This is a genomic window from Streptomyces sp. Edi4, from assembly GCF_040253615.1.
Classification (GTDB): Bacteria; Actinomycetota; Actinomycetes; order Streptomycetales; family Streptomycetaceae; genus Streptomyces.
Genome location: NZ_JBEJGY010000004.1, coordinates 7,004,372 through 7,023,519, shown reverse-complemented (window position 1 = coordinate 7,023,519; position 19,148 = coordinate 7,004,372). Strand labels below are relative to the sequence as shown.

Here is a 19,148-nt window from a genome sequence, read left to right as displayed (position 1 = left end):
ACCATGCCCCGTCGTGAAGCACGCAGGGGACGCGTCATGGCGCAGGTCGCCATGGTGATGAACCTCGACAAGTGCATTGGCTGTCACACCTGTTCGGTCACGTGCAAGCAGACGTGGACCAACCGCAGTGGCACCGAGTACGCCTGGTTCAACAACGTCGAGACCCGGCCCGGCCAGGGCTATCCGCGCGGCCACGAGGACCAGGAGAAGTGGAAGGGCGGCTGGCGGCTCAAGAACGGCCGTCTCGTGCCGCGCTCCGGCGGCCGGGCCCGCCGCCTCGCCACCTTGTTCGCCAACCCCGAACTTCCCTCGCTCGCCGACTACTACGAGCCCTGGACGTACGACTACGAGACCCTGATCAGCGCCCCGCTCGGCGACGACGTACCCACCGCCCGGCCGCACTCCCTGATCGACGGCCGGCCCACCGAGGTGACCTGGGGCCCGAACTGGGACGACGATCTGGGCGGCGGCCCCGGCCACCTGACCGGCGACCCCGTCCTGCGGCAGATGAACGAATCGGTGCGCCTGGAGTACGAGCAGGCGTTCATGTTCTATCTGCCGCGGATCTGCGAGCACTGCCTGAACCCGTCGTGCGTCGCGGTCTGCCCCTCGGGCGCCCTGTACAAGCGCATCGAGGACGGCATCGTCCTGGTCGACCAGGACCGGTGCCGGGGCTGGCGGATGTGCGTGTCGGGCTGCCCGTACAAGAAGATCTACTTCAACCACCAGAGCGGCAAGGCCGAGAAGTGCACCTTCTGCTACCCGCGCGTCGAGGCGGGTGAGCCCACCGTCTGCTCGGAGACGTGTGTGGGCCGGCTGCGCTATCTCGGCGTGATGCTGTACGACGCCGACAAGGTCGGCGAGGCGGCCGCCGTCGCCGACGAGAAGGACCTGTACGAGGCGCAGCTCGGCTGTTTCCTCGATCCGCACGACCCCGAAGTCGCCCGCGCCGCCGAGGAGTCGGGCATCCCGCACGACTGGATCACCGCCGCGCGCCGCTCGCCGGTCCGCGCGCTGATCACCGACTACCGGGTCGCGCTGCCGCTGCACCCGGAGTACCGCACCATGCCCATGGTCTGGTACGTGCCGCCGCTGTCGCCCGTGGTGGACTCGCTGACCCGCAGCGGACACGACGGCGAGGACCCGGCCCAGCTCTTCGGCGCCATCGACTCGTTGCGCATCCCGCTGGAATACCTCGCCGGGCTCTTCACCGCCGGCGACACCGGACCGGTGGAGGCGGCCCTGTGCCGCCTGGCCGCGATGCGCGCCCATATGCGCCGCGTCAACCTCGGCGAGGAGCGCGACCCGGCGATCGCGCGGGGCGTGGGCCTCGACGAGCGGCGCATCGAGGAGATGTACCGGCTGCTCGCCGTGGCGAAGTACGAGGACCGCTATGTGATCCCCACCAGCTACACCGGTTCCGTCCCGAGCGATCCCGGGGACGGGTGCAGTCTGGACGGGGAGGGCGGCCCCGGCATGTACGAGGCGGGGCTGCCGGGCATGGAGGCCTTCCACGCGCCGCCCGCCACCGCGCCGGCCGGCGCAGGCGGAGCCTCGGACACCGCGCTGCGCGGCCGGGTCAACCTCCTCAACTGGGACGGCACAAGCACCCCGCGCGGCCTCTTCCCGCGCCGTCGCGAGGAGGAGGGCAAATGATCCGGCCCGCCCTGCACCAGGCGGCCTCGCTGCTGCTCGCCTACCCGGACACCGACTGGCCGCGGCGGCTGGGCGTCGTCCGCGCGGCTCTGGCCCAACTGCCGTCCAAGGACACCGAGTTGCTGCTGCGGTTCTGCGACAGCGTCGCCGAGGTTCCTCCGTTGGAACTAGGCGCCCGCTATGTCGCCACCTTCGACCGCAGCAGGCGCCGCGCCCTGCACCTGACGTACTACACCGACGGCGACACCCGCCGCCGCGGCGCGTCCCTGGCCCGCCTCAAAGCCCTCTTCCGCGCGCACGGCTGGGAGCAGGGCGATGGGGAGCTGCCCGACTTCCTGCCCGCCGTCCTGGAGTTCGCCGCCCGCTGCCCCGAGCCGGGGCTCGCCGTGCTGGTCGAGCACCGGGCCGCCCTGGAACTGCTCGGACACGCACTGGAGAAGTTCCGCAGTCCCTACGCCGACGTGGTGCGGGCCGTGTGCCGCACCCTGCCGGGGCCCGCGCCCGCCGATCACGCCGAGGCGCTGCGCCTGGCGCGCACCGGGCCGCCCACCGAGAGCGTCGGTCTCGCCCCCTTCCCGCCCCAAGGTTCGCGGCCCACCGAAGGAGCCCGCAGGTGACGCATCTGCACATCGCCCTGTGGGGCGTCCTGCCCTATCTGGCCCTCACCGTCCTCGTGGCCGGCACCGCCTGGCGCTACCGCTACGACCGCTTCGGCTTCACCACCCGCTCCAGCCAGCTCCACGAGTCACGGCTGCTGCGGGTGGGCGGCCCGATGTTCCACTACGCGCTGCTGCTCGTCATCGGCGGGCACATCATGGGCCTGCTGGTGCCGGAGGCGGTGACCCAGCGCCTGCGGGTCAGCGAGGAGATGTACCACGCCTCGGCGCTCGCCATGGGCGGCGTCGCGGGCCTCGCGGCCACCGCCGGCCTCGGCATTCTGCTCGTACGGCGTCTGCGCACCCCGGGCGTGCGCCGCGCGACCAGCCGCAGCGACCGGTTCGTCTACCCCCTGCTGGTGCTGGTGCTCCTCGCGGGTCTGACGGCGACCGCGACCAGCGCCACCAACCCCTACGACTACCGCCTCGGCGTCTCGGTGTGGTTTCGCAGTCTGTTCGCGCTCGACCCGGACGTGGACGCGATGGCGCACGCCCCGCTGGTGTACCGACTGCACGCGCTGCTCGCCATGACACTGTTCGCGGCCTGGCCCTTCAGCCGGCTCATCCACGCCTTCACCGCGCCGCTCGGCTATCTGGTGCGGCCCTATGTCGTCTACCGCTCGCGGGCCCGCGCCACGCCGTATCGCCACCCCGCCGCCGGGGTCACCCCGGGGCACGAGCGGCCCGTACCGCGCTGACCGTCCCGCCGCCGACGGCTGACCCGGTGAACGTGCGCCGGGTCAGCCGTCGGCGGCGGCCTCGCGGAAGTGGTCGGCGAGGTGGCGGCGGCCCGTCGCGGGGGCCAGGACGTCCTGAGTGAGCACGGTCAGCGGGAACTCCAGCCGGCCGTGCACCCGCAGCGGGGTGAGGCGCCGCAGCACGGCGAGCGCGCCCGTGAGCGTCCAGGAGGGCAGCCGGGTGATGCGGGGCGGGCGCCCCAGGGCCGCGAAGGCGGCCCGCGCGATGTCCTCGTGGGTGAGCACGTCGGGCCCGCCGACGTCGACCTCCTCGGCGGCTTCGGTGACGGCGTCGGCGGCCGCCACGGCGACGTCCGCCCCGTCGACGGGGTTGATGCGCAGGCCGCCCCCGCCGAAGACGACCACGCGGCCCCTGCGCGCCATGGCGAGGAATTCGTCCATGTCGGAGAAGAAACCATTGGGGTAGAGGATGGTGTACGCGAGCCCGCCGCTGCGCAGATCCGCCTCGAACTGCCGCTTGGCGCGCACGAGTTGGACGCGCTCCAGTCCGGGCGAGCGCACCACCGACACATAGACGAACTTGGTCACCCCCGCTCGCCGCGCCTCCTGGAGCAGGGCGCGGTTGGCGCCTCGGTCCACGTCCCAGCAGGTCTGCTTGGTCCGCTTGCCGACCAGACCCATGGCGCTGATCACCACGTCGACGCCGTCGCAGCAGCCTGCCAGCGACGCGGCGTCGGTGGCGTCGGCGATGTGGACGTCGTCGAGGCACGCCCGCAGGGGCGCCGGCGTGTCCGGGGTGCGGGCCAGGGCCCGTACCCGGTGACCCCGCGCCGCGAGTTCCCGCACGATCCGGCTGCCCAGATAACCGGTCGCGCCGGCCACCAGCACCTTCATCCGCGCACCCCCTTCCCGGCCGGCTTCAGCGTCCGGGCGCGAGGGGGTCCTCGACGAGCCCGCCGATGCGCCGCACCTCGTCGAACGGGTCGACGGCCAGCTCGCCTGCGGCCTGGGTCAGGGCGCGCAGGGCGGGCACGAGCCCGGCCCGCTCCTCGGCCGGCACGCGGGCGACGAGCGCGCCGACCTCGGCCTGACGGTGCGCCATCACCCGGCTCACCAGGGAGCGGCCCGCGTCGGTCAGGTTCAGGACGACCTCACGCCGGCTCGCGGGGTTGGTCCTGCGGTCCACGAGACCGGCGGCCTCCAGGCGGTCGACCATGCGCATGGCGGTGGAGGGGTTCACTCCGAGCGTCGTCGCCATGGCCGCCAGTTTGAGCGGTTCGCAGCTCTCCAGGACCACCAGGGCGCGTAGCTGCGGCAGCGTCATCGTGTCGTCGATCGAGGCGAGAGCGCGGGCGGAGATCGCGACCAGGAGACGTGAGGCCGCCATGACGGCCACGGCGACCTCCTCGGCCTCCTGGTCGAGTGCCTGCCGCTCGGGTCCCGCGGCGCTGCTGGAAGGTTTCTGCGGCTGCCGCGGAGCCGCTTGGCCGTGCGTCTTGGACATCGGTACACCCCGCTGTGTCAAGGCTGCCTCAAGACGGAGGGGCGGCCCCTGTAATCATTGCAGTCTGCAATGTTAGCCTGTGTTCGGATCGACCGGACCTGCGCGGGCGCGACGGGAACGGTCAGCTAGGAGTGATTGACGATGAGGGTGGAGCCCACACGCGAAGCCTATTCGTTCGTGTGTCTGCACTGCGGGCACGGCTGGGAAGGCTCGTACGACCTCAGGCACGCGACGGATGCCAACGGTGTCCCGCGCACGGACTACTACGTCCGGGGCGTGCGGGAGCCCTCTCCGCTGACCCAGAACACCTGCCGGACCTGCCACAGCACCACGATCCGCGTCCTGCGCCCCGGCCGCGTCGCGGCGGCCCGCCCCGTCCGCGACTGACCGGACCGCACCCCCGAGGCACCGCGTTCGACGAAGCACGCCGCACCTTCGGGGCGCGTGCGGGGCACGCCCCGCGCACCCCGACGACGTCCCCTTCCCGTCCCTTTCCGCACCTCTCCGTTCTTTCCCCTCCTGACGGGCAGCGCCGCCCGTCCCCTCCCGCTGCCCCGGGCCACGCGGGCACCACGCCGCGCCCGGAACCGACCCGTCCCGCCAACCCCCGTCCCCGCCCCGGATCCGGAGCCCCGCCATGCCGTTCACCCATGCCGCCCATCCCCATCCGCCCGCACGCCCCGCCGTGAAGATCCCGCATCTCGGGGACTTCCACGTACCGCCGCGCGTCGTGGCCATAACCGCGCTCGCCCTCCCCATCGGCGCGGCCGCCGCACTGGTCGCTGTCGGCCTGCTCAAGCTGATCGCGCTCTTCACCAACCTCTGCTTCTACGGCAGGTTCGCCTTCTCCACGGCCGCGCCGCACGGCACGCCGCACCGCTGGCTCCTGGTGGTCATGCCCATCGTCGGCGGCCTGGTCATCGGCCTGATGGCGCGGTACGGATCGGAGAAGATCCGCGGCCACGGCATGCCCGAGGCCATCGAGTCGATCCTGATCGGCGGCAGTCGCGTACAGCCTCGCGTGGCGGCGCTCAAGCCGCTGTCGGCCGCGATATCCATCGGCACCGGCGGCCCCTTCGGCGCCGAGGGCCCCATCATCATGACCGGCGGCGCCGTCGGCTCGATCATCTCCCAGCATCTGCGCGTCACCACCGACGAACGCAAGGCGCTGCTCGTCGCCGGTTCCGCGGCCGGCATGGCCGCGACGTTCAACGCGCCGCTGGCCGCGATCCTGCTCGCCATCGAGCTGCTGCTCTTCGAGTGGCGCCCGCGCTCGTATCTGCCGGTCGCCGTCGCCGCCGCGACCGCGACCCTCGTGCGCGGCCCGCTCCTCGGCACCGCGCCCCTGTTCGGCGGCGCCCACGTCCCCGCGCACCTGGCCACGTCGGCCTACGGGCTGTGCGTCGTCGCGGGCCTGGCCGCCGGAGTGCTCGCCCTGGGCGCGACCTGGCTCGTCTACTTCTCCGAGGACCTGTTCGCCAAGCTGCCCTTCCACTGGATGTGGTGGCCCGCCATCGGCGGCGCGATCATCGGCGTCGGCGGCCTCTTCGAGCCCCGCGCCCTCGGTGTCGGCTACGACGTCATCGACCAGCTCCTGACCGGACGCGCCACCACCGGCCTGATCGTCGGCATCCTCCTCGTCAAGACGCTCATCTGGGGCCTGTCGCTCGGATCGGGCACCTCGGGCGGCGTCCTTGCCCCCATGTTCATGATCGGCGGGGCACTCGGCGCCGCCGAAGGGCTCGTCTTTCCCGCCGTCAGCCCCGGCTTCTGGGCGCTCGTCTCGCTCGCGGGCGTACTGGGCGGCGTGATGCGCTCACCGCTCACCGGCATCGTGTTCTGCCTGGAGCTGACCCATGAGATGAACGCCCTCATCCCGATGGTCATCACCGCGTCTGCGGCCTACCTCCTGTCCGTCATCGTGCTCAAGCGCTCGGTGCTCACCGAAAAGCTCGCCCGGCGGGGCATGCACCTGACGCGCGAGTACTCCGTGGACCCGCTGGAGGTCCATCTCGTACGGCAGTTGGAGACGCCGCTGCGCCTGACCCTCCAAGCGGGCCGGACGGTGGGCGAGGCGGCCCGGACGCTGCACCGCGCATACGAGGCGGGCGACCCCGACAAGCTCCTGGCGCAGCGCCTCTACCCCGTACTCGACGGCGACACCCTCGCCGGTGTCGTCACCCGCCACCAGCTGGTGCACGGCTCGGACGACGACAGCACCCCGCTCGCCGACCTCGCACGCCCCGCCGTCACGGCCTTCGAGGACGAGACGCTGCGTACCCTGGCCAACCGGATGGCCGAGCACGACATCACCCGGATCCTCATCGTCAGCCGTGACCAACTGCCGCGCCTGGAGGGGCTGGTGAGCCTGCGTCAGCTCCTGCACGCCCGCCGGGTCGATCTGCACGAGGAGCAGCACATGCAGCGCCATCTGAGTCTGCGGCCGCGCCGGGGCCGCTCGCTCGTGGTCGCCTCGGGCAGCGGATCGACGCCGCGGCCGGGCCCCGACGAGCCCGCGACGCCCACCGAGCCCGCCGCGCTCCCCACCCAGTCCGCCGGCTGACGGCCCCGCCCACCGCGCCGGCCGTCCGCGTCCCTGTCGGGCTTCAGCGCCCGGTCGGCGCGGGCGCGGCGGCGGGCCCCGGGGGCCGGCCCCCGGGCAGAGCGCAGGCCGGGGTGGCGCCCGGCATCCGGTCGCGGTGGTCGGCGACGAGGCGGTAGACGCCATGCGCGAGCCGGCGCACGGGCGGCAGGGCGAGCAGCGCCCCGAGCACGCTCCATCCGCCGCCCGAGCTCAGCAGCAGCTTGGCGACGGCCCCGGCCCCGCCGTACACCGTCCCGGTCGGGGTGACCCACAACACCTCGTACTGGGCGCGCCGCTGGGTGACGCCGAGCGCGTCCGGATCGGCGAACTGCCACGGGACGCTCTCGCAGTGGGGCCCGATGCGCCGCTCGGCGAAGCTCACACAGCTGCTGCAAAAAGCGCAGTCTCCGTCATAGACGAGCAGGGGCCTGGTACGCATGCCCCCCATCATCGCGCACCCCCACTCCCCCTATCCTTGTGTCCTGTTGTTGCACATCATTCGCAACAACGAACAACAGGCAGAAGAGGTGTGCGGGTGGGCAATCCAGTGGTGCTCGGGATCGAGTCGTCGTGCGACGAGACCGGCGCCGGTCTCGTGCGCGCGGGCCGGCTGCTGGGTCACGCGGTGGCGTCGAGCATGGACGAGCACGCCCGTTACGGCGGGGTGGTCCCCGAGATCGCCGCACGGGCCCACGTCCACTCCCTCACCCCGGTCGTCCGGCGGGCACTCGACGAGGCAGGGCTCACGATGTCCGACATCGACGCGGTCGCCGTGACGACCGGACCCGGCCTGTCCGGGGCGCTCCAGGTGGGTCTCGCGGGCGCGAAGGGCCTCGCGTACGCCCTGGACGTACCGCTGTACGGGGTCCACCACCTGGCGGGACACGTCGCGGCCGACACCCTGGAGCACGGCCCGCTGCCCGACCCGTGCGTGGTGCTGATCGTGTCGGGCGGCCACACCTCGCTGCTGCTCGTACGGGACCTGGCGCGCGACCCGATCACGCACCTCGGCGACACGCTGGACGACGCGGCGGGCGAATGCTTCGACAAGGTGGCCCGCGTATTCGGGCTGCCCTACCCCGGCGGCCCCGCCATCGACCGGGCGGCCAGGGGCGGCGATCCGGGCGCCGTGACCTTCCCCAGGCCGCTGACCGGGCCGCGTGACGACCCGTACGCGTTCTCCTTCTCGGGGCTGAAGACGGCGGCCGCCCGCTGGGCCGAGGGGCACGCGGGCCGCCAACTGCCCGTCGCCGACGGCTCGGCGGCCCTCCAGGAGGCCATCGCCGACGTCCTGACCCGCAAGGCGGTGGCCGCCTGTCACGCCCACGGGGTCGGCACGCTGGTCGTGGTGGGCGGGGTCGCCGCGAACTCGCGGGTGCGCGCGCTGGCCGAACAGCGCTGCGCGGTGGCCGGGATCACCCTGCGGGTGCCACCCCTGAAGCTGTGCACCGACAACGGGGCGATGATCGCCGCCGTGGGCGACCTCCTGGTACGCGCGGGCGCGCGGCCGGCCCCGCTGGACGTGTCCATCGACCCCTCGGCCCCCCTGGAGTACGCCACCCTGCACCCGCGCGCCAGGGCCCTGGGCGCGGCGTAGATCCGGGCCCCCGCCCCGGCGCGGCGCCGCCGGATCAGCCGCGCGTCACCGCTCGCCTGCGAGGTCGAGCTCGCCCAGCGGCTCCGGCGTCAGCTCCGGGGCCGCGGACGCGCGCCAGGGGTGGTCGAGCGGCGCGGACAGCGGCTGCCACCACGGCGCCGTGGGCAGCTCACCCCCCGGCTCGAACGGCTCGCCCGGGCGGGGGAAGGCCGCCGCCTGCTCCGCTTCCTGGGCCGCGTCCCGCGTCCACTCGCCGGGCTCGGCCCACGCGTGGGGGGCGAGGTTGAACGTGGCCCAGTGGATCGGAAGCAGCACCCCGTGCGGTGCGCCGCCCTGGAGGTCGAGGTGGGCTCGCATGCCCTCGGCCGGTGTCATGTGGATGTCGGGCCAGAACTCGCTGTAGGCGCCGATCTGGATCATGGTCGCGTCGAACGGTCCGTGCGCCGCGCCGATGTCCTTGAAGCCGCTGAAGTACCCCGTGTCGCCGCTGTGGTAGATCCGGTGGTCGGGCCCGGCCACCACCCAGGACGCCCACAGGGTGTGCTGCTGGTTGCGCAGACCCCGGCCGCAGAAGTGGCGGGCGGGGGTCGCGGTGAGGGTGATGCCCTCGACCTCCACGGCCTCGTTCCAGTCCAGTTCGTGGATCCGGTCGGGGCGCACCCCCCAGTGCTCCAGGTGTGCGCCGACCCCGAGCGGCACCGCGAACACCGTGCTGGTCCTGGCAAGCGCGCGGATGGTCGGCAGGTCGAGGTGGTCGTAGTGGTCGTGGGAGATGACGACGACGTCGACCGGCCCCAGGGCGGCGAGCGGCAGCGGGACGGGGTGCAGCCGCTTGGGCCCGGCGAAGGCGAACGGGGAGCAGCGCTCGCCCCACACCGGGTCGAAGAGCACCCGGCGTCCGTCGATTTCGGCCAGCACGCTCGAATGACCCATCCAGGTGAGGCGCAGTCCGCCGGCCGCCGGCTCGGCGATGTCCGCGAGCGTGGTGGGGTGGACCGGGATGGTGCCCATCGGGGCCCGACGCAGGCGCTGCTCCTTGGCGAAGAACTGTTTCGCGAACTCCATCGTCGACCCCGAGGGACGCACGCGCGCGCCCTCGGGGTTCTGGAACACCCCGTCCGCGAAGTTCGGCGAACCGAGGATCCGGGCCCACCGCTCCCCCTTCGAGTCGGCACCGAACGCGTCGGGCCGCAGCTCGCGGAGTCTGGAGCGGAGCGGAAGCAGAGAACCAGCGCCGGTCACGGCACCTCCTGGGGGTTCGGGTTGAATTCCATTATGTGCGCCCCCCGTGTCCGCCCCCACGCGACCGCCCCCGCGAGCCGCCGGTGGGCGGCGGGTCAGGCTCCGTCCCGGCGTGGCTGGCCGTACGCCCGCTCCACGCGCAGCCGCACCACGAGCCGCCGGTCGCGGACCATCGCGGCGCGGTACTCGTCCCAGTCGGGATGCTCGCCCTGGACGGCCCGGTAGAGGGAGATCAGTTCTTCGACCGTCTCGTCGTGGGGGTCGTGGGCGACCGGTGTGAGGTCGGCCGTTCCCTCGGCGACCGTCCACGCCCAGCGGTCCTCGCTGGTCACGTGGTAGCTGGCCCGCGGGTCCCGGCGCAGGTTCCTGGTCTTGGCCCGGTCATCGGTGACCGAGACCCTGATGACGCCATCCGCCGGAGAGTAGGCGTGGGTGACGTTGGAGAGCTGGGGCCGCCCGTCCCGCTTCAGGGTGACCAGCACGCCGCCCTTGGCCTCCGCCAGCAGGTCGAGCAGCGCTTCTTGGGGTGCCTCGAATGCCGTCATGGCTGGGGAACGCCGGCACGGGGTGTCCGGATTCCCCGGCGACGCCCGGACGGCCGGACGCCCGGACGCCCGGACGGCCGGACGCCCTGCCATGGCGGGGAGGTGATCGCTCCGGCGTCCCTCGGTGCTCGCCGGTGTGCGCCGGGGCCCCCTTTCGATTACGCCCAGAGCAAGACACGCCTCCCGAGGGCCACCCCGCGGGCACAGTGACGGCCATGAGAGTGCTGATGCTGGGCGGAACGCAATTCGTCGGCCGGGCCGTGACCGTGGCGGCGCTGGCACGCGGACACGAGGTGACGGTCTTCCACCGGGGACACCACGAGCCGCCCGCGCCGGCGGTGTCGCTGCGCGGCGACCGCACCGAGCCCGGCGGACTCGCCGCGCTCGCGGACGGCACGTGGGACGTGGTCGTCGACACCTGGTCAAGCACCCCGGCCTCGGTGCGCGACACGGCCCGGCTGCTCGCGGGGCGCGCGAAACGGTACGTCTATGTGTCGAGCCTGTCGGTGTACCGACACCCCACTCCCCTCAAGGCGGACGAGCGGGCACCGCTGGTGGAGGGCTCACCCGACGAGGCGGGCGTGGTGCCCTATCCGCAGGCCAAGCGCGGTGGCGAGCTGGCCGCCGTCGCGGAGTTCGGCGCCGAGCGGACCGTGCTGGCGCGGGCGGGCCTCATCCTGGGCCCCTGGGAGAACATCGGCCGGCTGCCGTGGTGGCTGGGCCGGGCCGCGCGCGGCGGCGCCATGCTCGCGCCGGGCCCGCGCGATCTGGGGATCCAGTACATCGACTGCCGCGATCTCGCGGAGTGGATCCTGGACGCGGCGCAGGGCGGGCTCCACGGCGCATACAACCTCGTCAGTCCGCCGGGCCACGCCACGATGGGCTCCCTGCTCGATGCGTGCGTACGGGTCACCGGCGGGCGGGCCGCGCCGCGCTGGACGGACCCGGAGGCCATCCTCGCGGCCGGGATCGAGCCGTGGCTTCAGCTTCCGGTGTGGGTTCCACCTGGCGAGCAGCACGACACGGTCCACGGGACGGCTGTCGCCAAGGCGCTCACGGCCGGACTGCGCTGTCGGCCCGTGGAGGAGACGGTCGCCGACACCTGGGCCTGGCTGCGCTCGATCGGTGGGACCGCGCCTCAGCGCCCGGACCGTCCCCGGGTCGGTCTCGACCCGGAGACGGAGGCCAAGGTGCTGGCCGAATGACGGCACGACGACTCCCTCTGCCCAGCGCCCTGGTGACGGACCATCAGATCTGACACAACCTCAGAGCGGAAGCAGATCGGGGCGCTTGGCGGACACCGCGTCGCCCGACGACTCACCACGCAGCCGCCGCCCGATCCATGGCACCAGATACTCGCGCGCCCAGTGAATGTCGTCGCGCCGCACCTCCAGGGTGCCGCGCGGCGGCAGCGGGGGCCACGGCTGGTCGGGGTCGGCCGGCACATCGAACCCGAGCACCTGGGCCGCGCGCAGCGCGACCCGGGTGTGCCCCTCGGCGGACAGGTGCAGCCGGTCGCCGTCCCAGGCCCGCCGGTCCTGGACGGACTTGAGCGACCACAGGTCCAGCACCGGGCAGTCGTAGCGGTCGGCGATGGCCCGCACATGCCCGTTGTACGTCGCGATCTTGCCCCGCAGATGGCGCAGGAGCGTGACGCCCCGGGTGTCGAAGCCCGTCGTCACCATGACCGTGCCGACCGCCGGCTTCAGGTCCGCGAGGGCCCGCTCGAAGCGTTCGGCCACCTCGTCGGGGTCGGTGCCGGGGCGGATGATGTCGTTGCCGCCGGCGCAGAAGCTCACCAGGTCCGGGGCGAGCTCCTTGGCCCGGGGCACCTGGTCCTCGACGATCTGGTCGAGGAGCTTGCCGCGCACCGCGAGATTGGCATAGCGGAAGGACCCCTCCGGCCGCTGGTCGGCGAGGAGGACGGCGAACCTGTCCGCCCAGCCGACGAACGTCCCGTCCGGGCCGGGGTCACCGACGCCTTCCGTGAAGCTGTCACCGATCGCCGTGTACGACCCGAACGTGCCGTTGCTGAATGATCTCGAATCGTCTGCCACGAGGGCTCATACTCCTCCAACGCGAGTGACCTACGCCACCGTAGGGAGGGGTTGACGAGGGGTGATATAGACCACCCGGTCAGTTTCGTGGGACCGGGAATAGTGCCGGTGGCGATCACAACAGCGGTACGGGGAGCGGGCGGAGGGCGGGCACGGCGGATGGGGCCGCCGCGAACGCGACGGCCCCACCTGGTGTCGGCGGTCCGGGTCAGCCGGTGAAGGCCGCGGTGCCGTTCGGGGTGCCGAGCCCGGTCGGGCCGTCGTAGCCGGAGCCCGCCGTGCACAGGTAGGCCGGGCTGCAACTGCCGTTGGCGCCGGAGGTCACGTCGTTGAGCGCGGAGGTGTGGGCGTAGGGGAAGGAGGAGGGGGTGGAGTTCGCACCGGGGGTGCCGGCCAGCGCGTACACGCCGGCGATGATGGGCGAGGAGGCGCTGGTGCCGCCGTACACGTTCCAGCCGCTGGCCTGGTAGCTGTCGTACACCGCGACGCCCGTGGCGGGGTCGGCGACGGCCGCGACGTCGGCGACGGCCCGCTTGGCGCAGCCGGTGTCCTTCTGCCAGGACGGCTTGGTCTCGTACGCGGAGCAGCCCGAGCCCGCGCCTTCACCGCCGCCGCTCGACCCCCACACCGACTCCGACCAGCCGCGCGTGCTGCCGTCCCGCTTCAGCGAGGTGCCGCCCACCGCCGTGACATACGGAGAGGAGGCCGGGTACTCGACGCCGTAGCCGTTGTCGCCGGAGGAGACGGTGATGGCGACGCCCGGGTGGTTGAAGTACTGGGTGTCGGCCGCGGTGTCGCCGGTGTCCTCGCCGCCGCCATAGCTGTTGGAGACGTACTTGGCGCCCATGGCCACCGCGCGGTTCACCGCGGCGCCCAGGTCTTCCATGTTGGCGGAGTTGGCCTCGACGAGCAGGATGTGGCACTGCGGGCAGGCGGCGCTGACCATGTCGACGTCGAGGGAGATCTCACCGGCCCAACCCGCGTCCGCCTTGGGGTAGTTGGTGCCGCCGTCCTGGTCGGTCTTCTGGAAGCAGCCGTTGGCGGTGGTGCAGGCGGGCAGACCGTACTGGGAGCGATAGGTCGCCAGGTCGGCCTCCGCGTTCGGGTCGTCCTGCGCGTCCACGATCGCCACGGTCGCGCCGGAACCGCCGCCCGCCGGGAGGTTGTAGGCCTTCTGGAGATCGGCGGGGCCAAGACCCGAGGGGGTGGCGTCGGCGGTGATGCCTCTGTGCTGCTTGACGTCCGTACGCTCCAGGGCGAGGCAGTGCATCATGCCGGGCTGTGCCCGGGTCGCGCACAACTGCTTCACGTTGGAAGCGGGGTCACCGGCCTGCTGGGCCGAGGCCGAGGGCGCCGCCGCCAGCAGTCCGCCCGTGACGAGGGCGAGCAGGGACAGCAGCGCGGGCGCCGTACCGGCGGAGCGCCGGTTGGGACGGGAGGTTCGTATGTGGTGCACGTTCTTCCTCCATGGGGGGTCGTCCGCTCCTGGGTCGGGGCGGACGCGAAGAAACGTCGAGTGCATGACAAATTGACGTTCGGGGATTGCCACCACGGCGAGTGGGGGCAGTCCTGAACGTACCGACGCGCACCACTGGTTGACAGGAGCCTCAGAGCAAAGGCTTTCTCTCGACTCTGTGTCCGCTCGCTCCGTTGGTGGCGGCGCGGTGAAGAGATCACACCGGAACGCGCAAGCCCCTTGTCACGGCGGCGAGTTCAAGCGTAGAAGGCCGAAATCGTTCGGTGGGGCGTCCCGTTCCCTGACCGGGGCGCCCGCCCGCCGGGGCACGTCTGTGCGGTGTCCGAGGAGATGGTTGCCCCGGGAACGCTTGTCGTATCGTCGAAAGACGCGCAGGCCGCGCCGCCAGGATCGACGTCAGGAGTCCCCGTGACCCAGCAGATACCGCAGGCCCCCTCGACCCCTTCCGAGCTGACGGGCGTGCGCAATTTCCGTGATGTGGGCGGGCTGCCGACCGTGGACGGACTGCGGGTGCGCCGTGGGCGGCTGTTTCGCAGCGGTCATCTCGCCCACGCCACCGCGGCCGACGCCGCCTTCCTCGCCACGCTCGGACTGCACACCGTCTTCGACTTCCGCAACGCGGGCGACCAGAAACTGGAGGGGCCCGACATCGAGCTGCCGGGCGTTCGCAACATCAACATTCCGCTGACGGATCCGGCCGACGGGGCGGAGTTCTGGAAGATGGTCCGCGAGGGCGAGCTCGAGGAGTTGCGGGCCGCTCTGTCGGGAAGCAGGGGCGCGGACCGGATGATCGCGTCGTACCGCGAGCTCGTCCTTGGGCGCACCGCCGAACACGGCCGGGTGCTGCACGCGCTGGCCACGGACAGCGTGCCTGCCCTGATGCACTGCGCGGCCGGAAAGGACCGGGCGGGCGTGTCCATAGCCCTGGCCCTGCTCGCGGTCGGCGTGGAGCGGGACGCCATCGAGGCCGACTACCTCAAGTCCAACGCCCCGCACCGTCGCTACCCGGTACGCCGCGCCGGCACGTCCGCCGATGCGATGTCCGCGGAGGTGATGGAACTCCTCAGCCCCCTTTTCGATGCCCGCGCCAGCTATCTGCGGGCCGCGTTCGACACCATCGAGGAGACCTGGGGCACCTCGGAGCGCTACTTCAGCCAGGGCCTCGGGCTCGCTCCCGAGACCCGCCGGCGGCTGCGTGAACGGCTCCTGGAGAGCTCCGTGTGAGCCTGCGCTCCCGCGCGGCGGGCGCTACTTGCCGCCCACCTCGAAGAGCAGATAGAGGAAACCGGCGAAGACGTGTCCCGCGACGAGGTAGGCGAAGAGCCTGACCACCAGGCCCCTGGGGAACTTGGTCTCCGCCGTCTCCTCGATGTTCTTGCGGGGTGTCGCCGAAAGGGGAGCGGTCTCGTGCTCGGACATGGCGGTGGCGTCCTTTCAGCTGTGCGGGTGGTACGGATGCGGGTCGGGGCTCTGGAGCAGGGTGTGCACGAAAAGGAACGCGGCTCCGCCGTGCGAGGCGGCGGAGATCCGGTGCGGGGTGAGTGAGTCGAAGTGCGCGCTGTCGCCCGGGTCGAGTTCATGGGTGGCCTCGCCCAGGCTCAGCCGGAGCCGTCCGGTCAGCACGTAGAGCCATTCCTCGCCGGGGTGGACCCGGACCAGCTCGCGCTGGGTGCCGTAGGGGACCTCGACGCGCAGCGCCTGCATGGCGCGGCCCGGTCCCCCGGTCTGGTGGTACGTCCAGCCGTCGGCCTCGCTCGGTGCGGCGCGGCCGGCCCGGATGACGGGCTCGCGCTCCGGCGGCATCTCCCCGAGCAGTTCCGAAACCGTCGTACCGTAGATGCGGGCAAGCGCGAGCAGCATCGGCAGCGAGGGCTGGCGCGCGCCCGTCTCCAGGCGGGACAGATGCGCGGGCGAGAGGCCGGCTCGCTGGGCGGCGACCTCCAGGGTGAGACCGCGGCGGCGGCGCAGTTCGCGCAGCCGGGGCGCGACGCCCGGAAGCGCCGCGACGTCTTCGTCGCCAGGAGTGCTCATGCACTCCATTCAGACAGGCGGTTGCCTCAGAGGCAAACTTTTTGCCTCTGAGGCAAAGCCGGCGGGAGGCGACGCGCCGGGAGGGGACGCCGAGCGGTCAGCGGTTGGCGACCGCCTGCTTCACCAGAGTCCGCCCGAAGTCCCACATCAGGCCGCCGCCACCGTGCGCGTCGTCCATGACGGCGGTGAAGGCCGCCACGAACCGGTCCACCTCGCGCTCGGTGATGGTCAGCGGCGGAATCAGCTTGATCACCTCCAGGTGGTCGCCGGACACCTGGGTGAGGATGCGGTGCTTCTGGAGCAGCGGCACCACCACCATCTGCGCGAACAGGCCCTTGCGCGCGGCCTGGAGCATGGTCCAGCGCCCGCGCAGCTTGAGCGAGGACGGCCGGCCGAACTCGATCCCGATCATGAGACCGCGTCCGCGTACGTCCGCAAGGAGTTCGTAGCGGCCGATCAGGTCCGCGAGCCGGGTGCGCAGCAGATCGCCGGTGGTGCGCGCGTTCTCGACGATCGCCTCCTCCTCCATGACCGACAGGACGGCGAGCCCGGCCGCCATGGCCTGGGCGTTGGAGCCGAAGCTGGCCGAGTGGACCAGGACGCGATCCATGGACGAGTAGACCTTCTTGAAGATCCAGTCCTTGCCGAGGGTGGCGCCGACCGGCACATAACCGCCTGAGAGCGCTTTCGCCACGCACACCAGGTCGGGCTCGACCCCCGCGTCGTGCTGGTAGGCGTAGAAGTCACCGGTGCGCCCGAGACCGGTCTGCACCTCGTCGGCGATGAGCAGCGCCTTGTGCCGGCGCAGCAGCTCCTGCGCGGCGAGCAGATAGCCGGGGGGCGCCTCGTGGACGCCCTTGCCCTGGATCGGCTCGACGATGAGCGCGGCCACGTCGCCGCGCTTCAACTCCCGCTCCAGGGCGGCCAGATCACCGAGCGGCACCGCCGTGTCGGGCAGCAGCGGCGCGAAGCCGTCGCGAAAACCCGACTCGCCGTTGACCGAGAGCGAGCCGGTCGTCAGGCCGTGGAAGGCGTGCGAGCAGTACAGGATCCGGGGTTTGCCGGTGGCGTAGCGGGCGAATTTGAGAGCGGTCTCCACGGCTTCGGTGCCGCTGTTGCCGAAGAACACCCGGTCCAGGTGCGGGCTGTGCGCGAGCAGCCGCTCGGCGAGCAGGCCGGGCAGCGGCTGGCAGTCGAAGCGGGTCAGGTCCGCGAGCGAGGCGTCCAGGACGTCGTGCAGCGCCTTGCGCACGACGGGGTGGTGGCGGCCGAGGCCCATGACGCCGAACCCGGCGAGCATGTCGAGGTAGTCATGGCCATCGGCGTCCCAGAAGTAGGCGCCCTCCGCGCGCTCGTACACCTTGTCGAAACCGATGGTGTGCAGCATGCGCGGCAGCTGGTGGTTGAGGTAGCGGGTGTGCAGGTCATAGCGCTCGGCCCCGCGTTCGGCGAGGAGTCGCGTCAGGTCGAACCCCTTGCTCGAAGGGGCCGGGGGCCCAGGGGCCTCGAAGGCCTTCGGCTCGCCGTCGGTCATGCGTCGTTCTCCTTCCGGGCCGCGGTGGCGGCATCCTCCATGGCCGCGAGCGCGGCGCCGATTGGTCCCGCGATCCCCACGGGGGTGAGCCCGGTGTCGGCCGGCACCTCGCCGTGCCAGGCGTGGAGCGGAAACCGCCTCGGGGATGCCGAGACCGCGCGGCGGCGCGTCCAGGTCGGCGTCCCTCGGAGCCTGCCCGGCGGCCCAACCGGCAACGCCGGTAGGGACGTTGTCCTCCACGACGCCGCCCAAGCGGCGCGCCGTGGTCGGCGGGGCGGCGCTTCGTCGACGGGCTCGGCCCGGCGGGGGCCGACGACCGACCGCGCACTGCGGGCCGTGCCGACGTGCCGACGTGCCGTCGTGCCGACGTGCCGACGTGCCGACGTGCCGACGTGCCGACGTGCCGACGTGCCGACGTGCCGTCGAGGATCGTCACGTCCCGGCCCCCTCCTCCCGATCCTGTCAAGCTCATGGTCACCCCGGGTCCGCGCCATGGCGGCCCCGGCCGCCCCGGGGAGGTCCGCTCCCCGGGGCCCGTGACGTCAGCCCCGGTTGCCCTGGATCGTCTCGCGGACCGCCCTGATCGACTCCTTCAGGGACCCCATGGTGGCGAGCACCGCGGTCGGCTCGTAGCCGCAGTGCGCCATGCAGTTGGCGCAGCGGTCGTCCTTGCCCCGGCCGTACTTGTCCCAGTCGGTGTCCTCGACCAGTTCGCGGTAGGTGGGCACATACCCGTCGCTCATCAGATAGCAGGGGCGCTGCCAGCCGAAGAGGGAGTAGTTGGGGATCGCCCACGCCGTGCACGGGAAGTCGGCCTTGCCCTCGAGGAAGTCGAGGAAGAGCGGCGAGTGGTTGAGGCGCCAGCGGCCGCGGTTGCCGCCGGAGAACGCCTTCTTGAAGAGTTCCCTCGTCTGCTCGACGCCGAGGAAGTGTTCCTGGTCGGGCGCCTTCTCATAGGCGTAGGCGGGCGAGATCATCATCTCGTCGACCTTGAGATCGTCATTGAGGAAGTTCAGCACCTCGATGATGGTCTGCGGGGTGTCGGTGTTGAAGAACGTGGAATTGGTGGTGACCCGGAAGCCCTGCCGCTTGGCCTCCTTGATGGCCTCCACCGCCTCGTCGAACACACCCTCCTTCGCCACGGACTCGTCGTGCCGCTCGCGCAGGCCGTCGATGTGCACGGCGAAAGCGAAGTACGGCGACGGGGTGAACTTCTCCAGCTTCTTGCGCATGAGCAGCGCGTTGGTGCACAGGAAGACGTACTTCTTCTTGGCCACCAGCTGACGCACGATCTCGTCGATCTGGGGGTGCATCAGTGGCTCGCCGCCCGCGATGGACACCATCGGCGCACCGGATTCCAGGACCGCCCCGACGGCCTGGGCCACCGGCATACGCTGCTTCAGGATCCCGGCCGGATGCTGGATCTTTCCACAGCCCTCGCATTTCAGATTGCAGGCGAAAAGCGGTTCCAGCTCGACGATCAGCGGAAACTTCTCACGCTTGCGCAACTTCTGTTCAAAAAGATAGGTCCCGACCCTGATGGACTGGCGAAGCGGCATGGCCATCT

19 protein-coding genes are annotated in these 19,148 nt (G+C 72.0%); 8 read left to right on the top strand and 11 right to left on the bottom strand.

The features are described 5' to 3' along the window. Nucleotides 1-3 precede the first annotated feature (3 nt). The 3 genes from narH to narI are packed head-to-tail and all read left to right on the top strand — an operon-like array spanning nucleotide 4 to nucleotide 3,010. Nucleotides 4-1,656, top strand: coding sequence for a nitrate reductase subunit beta (narH, locus tag ABR738_RS33620; protein WP_350233706.1), 1,653 nt, complete (start codon nucleotides 4-6; stop codon nucleotides 1,654-1,656). After that, nucleotides 1,653-2,273, top strand: coding sequence for a nitrate reductase molybdenum cofactor assembly chaperone (gene narJ / locus ABR738_RS33615; RefSeq protein ID WP_350233705.1), 621 nt, complete (start codon nucleotides 1,653-1,655; stop codon nucleotides 2,271-2,273). Before narH ends, narJ begins: the two co-directional genes overlap by 4 nt. Beyond that, entirely contained in the window at nucleotides 2,270-3,010 is a 741-nt protein-coding gene (narI, locus tag ABR738_RS33610) for a respiratory nitrate reductase subunit gamma (RefSeq protein ID WP_350233704.1), read from the top strand. The genes narJ and narI overlap by 4 nt, the downstream gene beginning before the upstream one ends. A gap of 42 nt (nucleotides 3,011-3,052) precedes the next feature. On the opposite strand, the gene ABR738_RS33605 is transcribed toward narI, so the two are convergent. Both ABR738_RS33605 and ABR738_RS33600 read right to left on the bottom strand, forming a co-directional pair. Beyond that, the gene (locus ABR738_RS33605; RefSeq protein ID WP_350233703.1) at nucleotides 3,053-3,904 is read right to left on the bottom strand and encodes an SDR family oxidoreductase; all 852 of its coding nucleotides are present in this window, start codon (nucleotides 3,902-3,904) and stop codon (nucleotides 3,053-3,055) included. Between the two features lie 25 nt (nucleotides 3,905-3,929). Next, complete coding sequence (locus ABR738_RS33600; protein WP_350233702.1) at nucleotides 3,930-4,514, bottom strand: MarR family winged helix-turn-helix transcriptional regulator; 585 nt, start codon at nucleotides 4,512-4,514, stop codon at nucleotides 3,930-3,932. A gap of 141 nt (nucleotides 4,515-4,655) precedes the next feature. On the opposite strand from ABR738_RS33600, the gene ABR738_RS33595 reads away from it, so the two are divergent. Together ABR738_RS33595 and ABR738_RS33590 are read left to right on the top strand one after the other, a co-directional pair. Beyond that, complete coding sequence (locus tag ABR738_RS33595) at nucleotides 4,656-4,901, top strand: hypothetical protein (protein ID WP_350233701.1); 246 nt, start codon at nucleotides 4,656-4,658, stop codon at nucleotides 4,899-4,901. 250 nt (nucleotides 4,902-5,151) lie between these two features. Then, nucleotides 5,152-7,077 carry a chloride channel protein gene (locus ABR738_RS33590; protein ID WP_350233700.1) on the top strand — a complete coding sequence of 642 codons (1,926 nt, stop codon included), beginning with the start codon at nucleotides 5,152-5,154 and terminating at the stop codon, nucleotides 7,075-7,077. A gap of 43 nt (nucleotides 7,078-7,120) precedes the next feature. Here the strand turns inward: ABR738_RS33590 and ABR738_RS33585 are convergent, their stop codons facing one another. Beyond that, nucleotides 7,121-7,537 (bottom strand): thiol-disulfide oxidoreductase DCC family protein, encoded by a 417-nt coding sequence (locus ABR738_RS33585; protein ID WP_350233699.1) that lies wholly within the window; start codon nucleotides 7,535-7,537, stop codon nucleotides 7,121-7,123. 96 nt (nucleotides 7,538-7,633) lie between these two features. Between ABR738_RS33585 and tsaD the strand changes: the two genes are divergently transcribed. Further along, nucleotides 7,634-8,695 (top strand): tRNA (adenosine(37)-N6)-threonylcarbamoyltransferase complex transferase subunit TsaD, encoded by a 1,062-nt coding sequence (tsaD, locus tag ABR738_RS33580; protein WP_350233698.1) that lies wholly within the window; start codon nucleotides 7,634-7,636, stop codon nucleotides 8,693-8,695. 45 nt (nucleotides 8,696-8,740) lie between these two features. Here tsaD and ABR738_RS33575 read toward each other — a convergent pair whose 3' ends face one another. Further along, a complete protein-coding gene (locus ABR738_RS33575; protein WP_350233697.1) occupies nucleotides 8,741-9,937 on the bottom strand; it encodes an MBL fold metallo-hydrolase in 1,197 nt (398 codons plus the stop codon). Nucleotides 9,938-10,032: 95 nt separating this feature from the next. Then, on the bottom strand, nucleotides 10,033-10,482 hold the full coding sequence (locus tag ABR738_RS33570; RefSeq protein ID WP_350233696.1) for a PPOX class F420-dependent oxidoreductase: 450 nt from the start codon (nucleotides 10,480-10,482) through the stop codon (nucleotides 10,033-10,035). A 227-nt stretch (nucleotides 10,483-10,709) separates the two neighbouring features. Between ABR738_RS33570 and ABR738_RS33565 the strand changes: the two genes are divergently transcribed. Further along, nucleotides 10,710-11,687, top strand: coding sequence for an NAD-dependent epimerase/dehydratase family protein (locus ABR738_RS33565; protein WP_350234859.1), 978 nt, complete (start codon nucleotides 10,710-10,712; stop codon nucleotides 11,685-11,687). A 60-nt stretch (nucleotides 11,688-11,747) separates the two neighbouring features. Here the strand turns inward: ABR738_RS33565 and ABR738_RS33560 are convergent, their stop codons facing one another. Beyond that, nucleotides 11,748-12,539, bottom strand: a complete 792-nt coding sequence (locus ABR738_RS33560) for an SGNH/GDSL hydrolase family protein (RefSeq protein ID WP_350233695.1) — start codon at nucleotides 12,537-12,539, stop codon at nucleotides 11,748-11,750. A 208-nt stretch (nucleotides 12,540-12,747) separates the two neighbouring features. Beyond that, the gene (locus tag ABR738_RS33555) at nucleotides 12,748-13,995 is read right to left on the bottom strand and encodes a S53 family peptidase (RefSeq protein ID WP_502964185.1); all 1,248 of its coding nucleotides are present in this window, start codon (nucleotides 13,993-13,995) and stop codon (nucleotides 12,748-12,750) included. A gap of 429 nt (nucleotides 13,996-14,424) precedes the next feature. Between ABR738_RS33555 and ABR738_RS33550 the strand changes: the two genes are divergently transcribed. Then, nucleotides 14,425-15,240: a tyrosine-protein phosphatase gene (locus tag ABR738_RS33550; RefSeq protein WP_350233694.1), complete on the top strand. Its 816-nt coding sequence runs from the start codon at nucleotides 14,425-14,427 to the stop codon at nucleotides 15,238-15,240. 24 nt (nucleotides 15,241-15,264) lie between these two features. On the opposite strand, the gene ABR738_RS33545 is transcribed toward ABR738_RS33550, so the two are convergent. From ABR738_RS33545 to hpnH, 4 genes are all read right to left on the bottom strand, one after another. Next, on the bottom strand, nucleotides 15,265-15,435 hold the full coding sequence (locus ABR738_RS33545) for a DUF6126 family protein (protein ID WP_350233693.1): 171 nt from the start codon (nucleotides 15,433-15,435) through the stop codon (nucleotides 15,265-15,267). 15 nt (nucleotides 15,436-15,450) lie between these two features. Next, nucleotides 15,451-16,047, bottom strand: a complete 597-nt coding sequence (locus ABR738_RS33540; protein WP_350233691.1) for a helix-turn-helix domain-containing protein — start codon at nucleotides 16,045-16,047, stop codon at nucleotides 15,451-15,453. A 97-nt stretch (nucleotides 16,048-16,144) separates the two neighbouring features. Continuing rightward, nucleotides 16,145-17,581 carry an aspartate aminotransferase family protein gene (locus ABR738_RS33535; RefSeq protein WP_350233690.1) on the bottom strand — a complete coding sequence of 479 codons (1,437 nt, stop codon included), beginning with the start codon at nucleotides 17,579-17,581 and terminating at the stop codon, nucleotides 16,145-16,147. Between the two features lie 542 nt (nucleotides 17,582-18,123). Then, nucleotides 18,124-19,146 carry an adenosyl-hopene transferase HpnH gene (gene hpnH, locus ABR738_RS33530; protein WP_350233689.1) on the bottom strand — a complete coding sequence of 341 codons (1,023 nt, stop codon included), beginning with the start codon at nucleotides 19,144-19,146 and terminating at the stop codon, nucleotides 18,124-18,126. Nucleotides 19,147-19,148: the final 2 nt, after the last annotated feature.

Coding starts and splice junctions, on each gene's coding strand:
- narH (WP_350233706.1), top strand. CDS start 4: ATGCCCCGTCGTGAAGCACGCAGGGGACGCGTCATGGCGCAGGTCGCC.
- narJ (WP_350233705.1), top strand. CDS start 1,653: ATGATCCGGCCCGCCCTGCACCAGGCGGCCTCGCTGCTGCTCGCCTAC.
- ABR738_RS33605 (WP_350233703.1), bottom strand. CDS start 3,904: ATGAAGGTGCTGGTGGCCGGCGCGACCGGTTATCTGGGCAGCCGGATC.
- ABR738_RS33600 (WP_350233702.1), bottom strand. CDS start 4,514: ATGTCCAAGACGCACGGCCAAGCGGCTCCGCGGCAGCCGCAGAAACCT.
- ABR738_RS33595 (WP_350233701.1), top strand. CDS start 4,656: ATGAGGGTGGAGCCCACACGCGAAGCCTATTCGTTCGTGTGTCTGCAC.
- ABR738_RS33590 (WP_350233700.1), top strand. CDS start 5,152: ATGCCGTTCACCCATGCCGCCCATCCCCATCCGCCCGCACGCCCCGCC.
- ABR738_RS33585 (WP_350233699.1), bottom strand. CDS start 7,537: ATGCGTACCAGGCCCCTGCTCGTCTATGACGGAGACTGCGCTTTTTGC.
- ABR738_RS33570 (WP_350233696.1), bottom strand. CDS start 10,482: ATGACGGCATTCGAGGCACCCCAAGAAGCGCTGCTCGACCTGCTGGCG.
- ABR738_RS33565 (WP_350234859.1), top strand. CDS start 10,710: ATGCTGGGCGGAACGCAATTCGTCGGCCGGGCCGTGACCGTGGCGGCG.
- ABR738_RS33545 (WP_350233693.1), bottom strand. CDS start 15,435: ATGTCCGAGCACGAGACCGCTCCCCTTTCGGCGACACCCCGCAAGAAC.
- ABR738_RS33540 (WP_350233691.1), bottom strand. CDS start 16,047: ATGAGCACTCCTGGCGACGAAGACGTCGCGGCGCTTCCGGGCGTCGCG.
- ABR738_RS33535 (WP_350233690.1), bottom strand. CDS start 17,581: ATGACCGACGGCGAGCCGAAGGCCTTCGAGGCCCCTGGGCCCCCGGCC.
- hpnH (WP_350233689.1), bottom strand. CDS start 19,146: ATGGCCATGCCGCTTCGCCAGTCCATCAGGGTCGGGACCTATCTTTTT.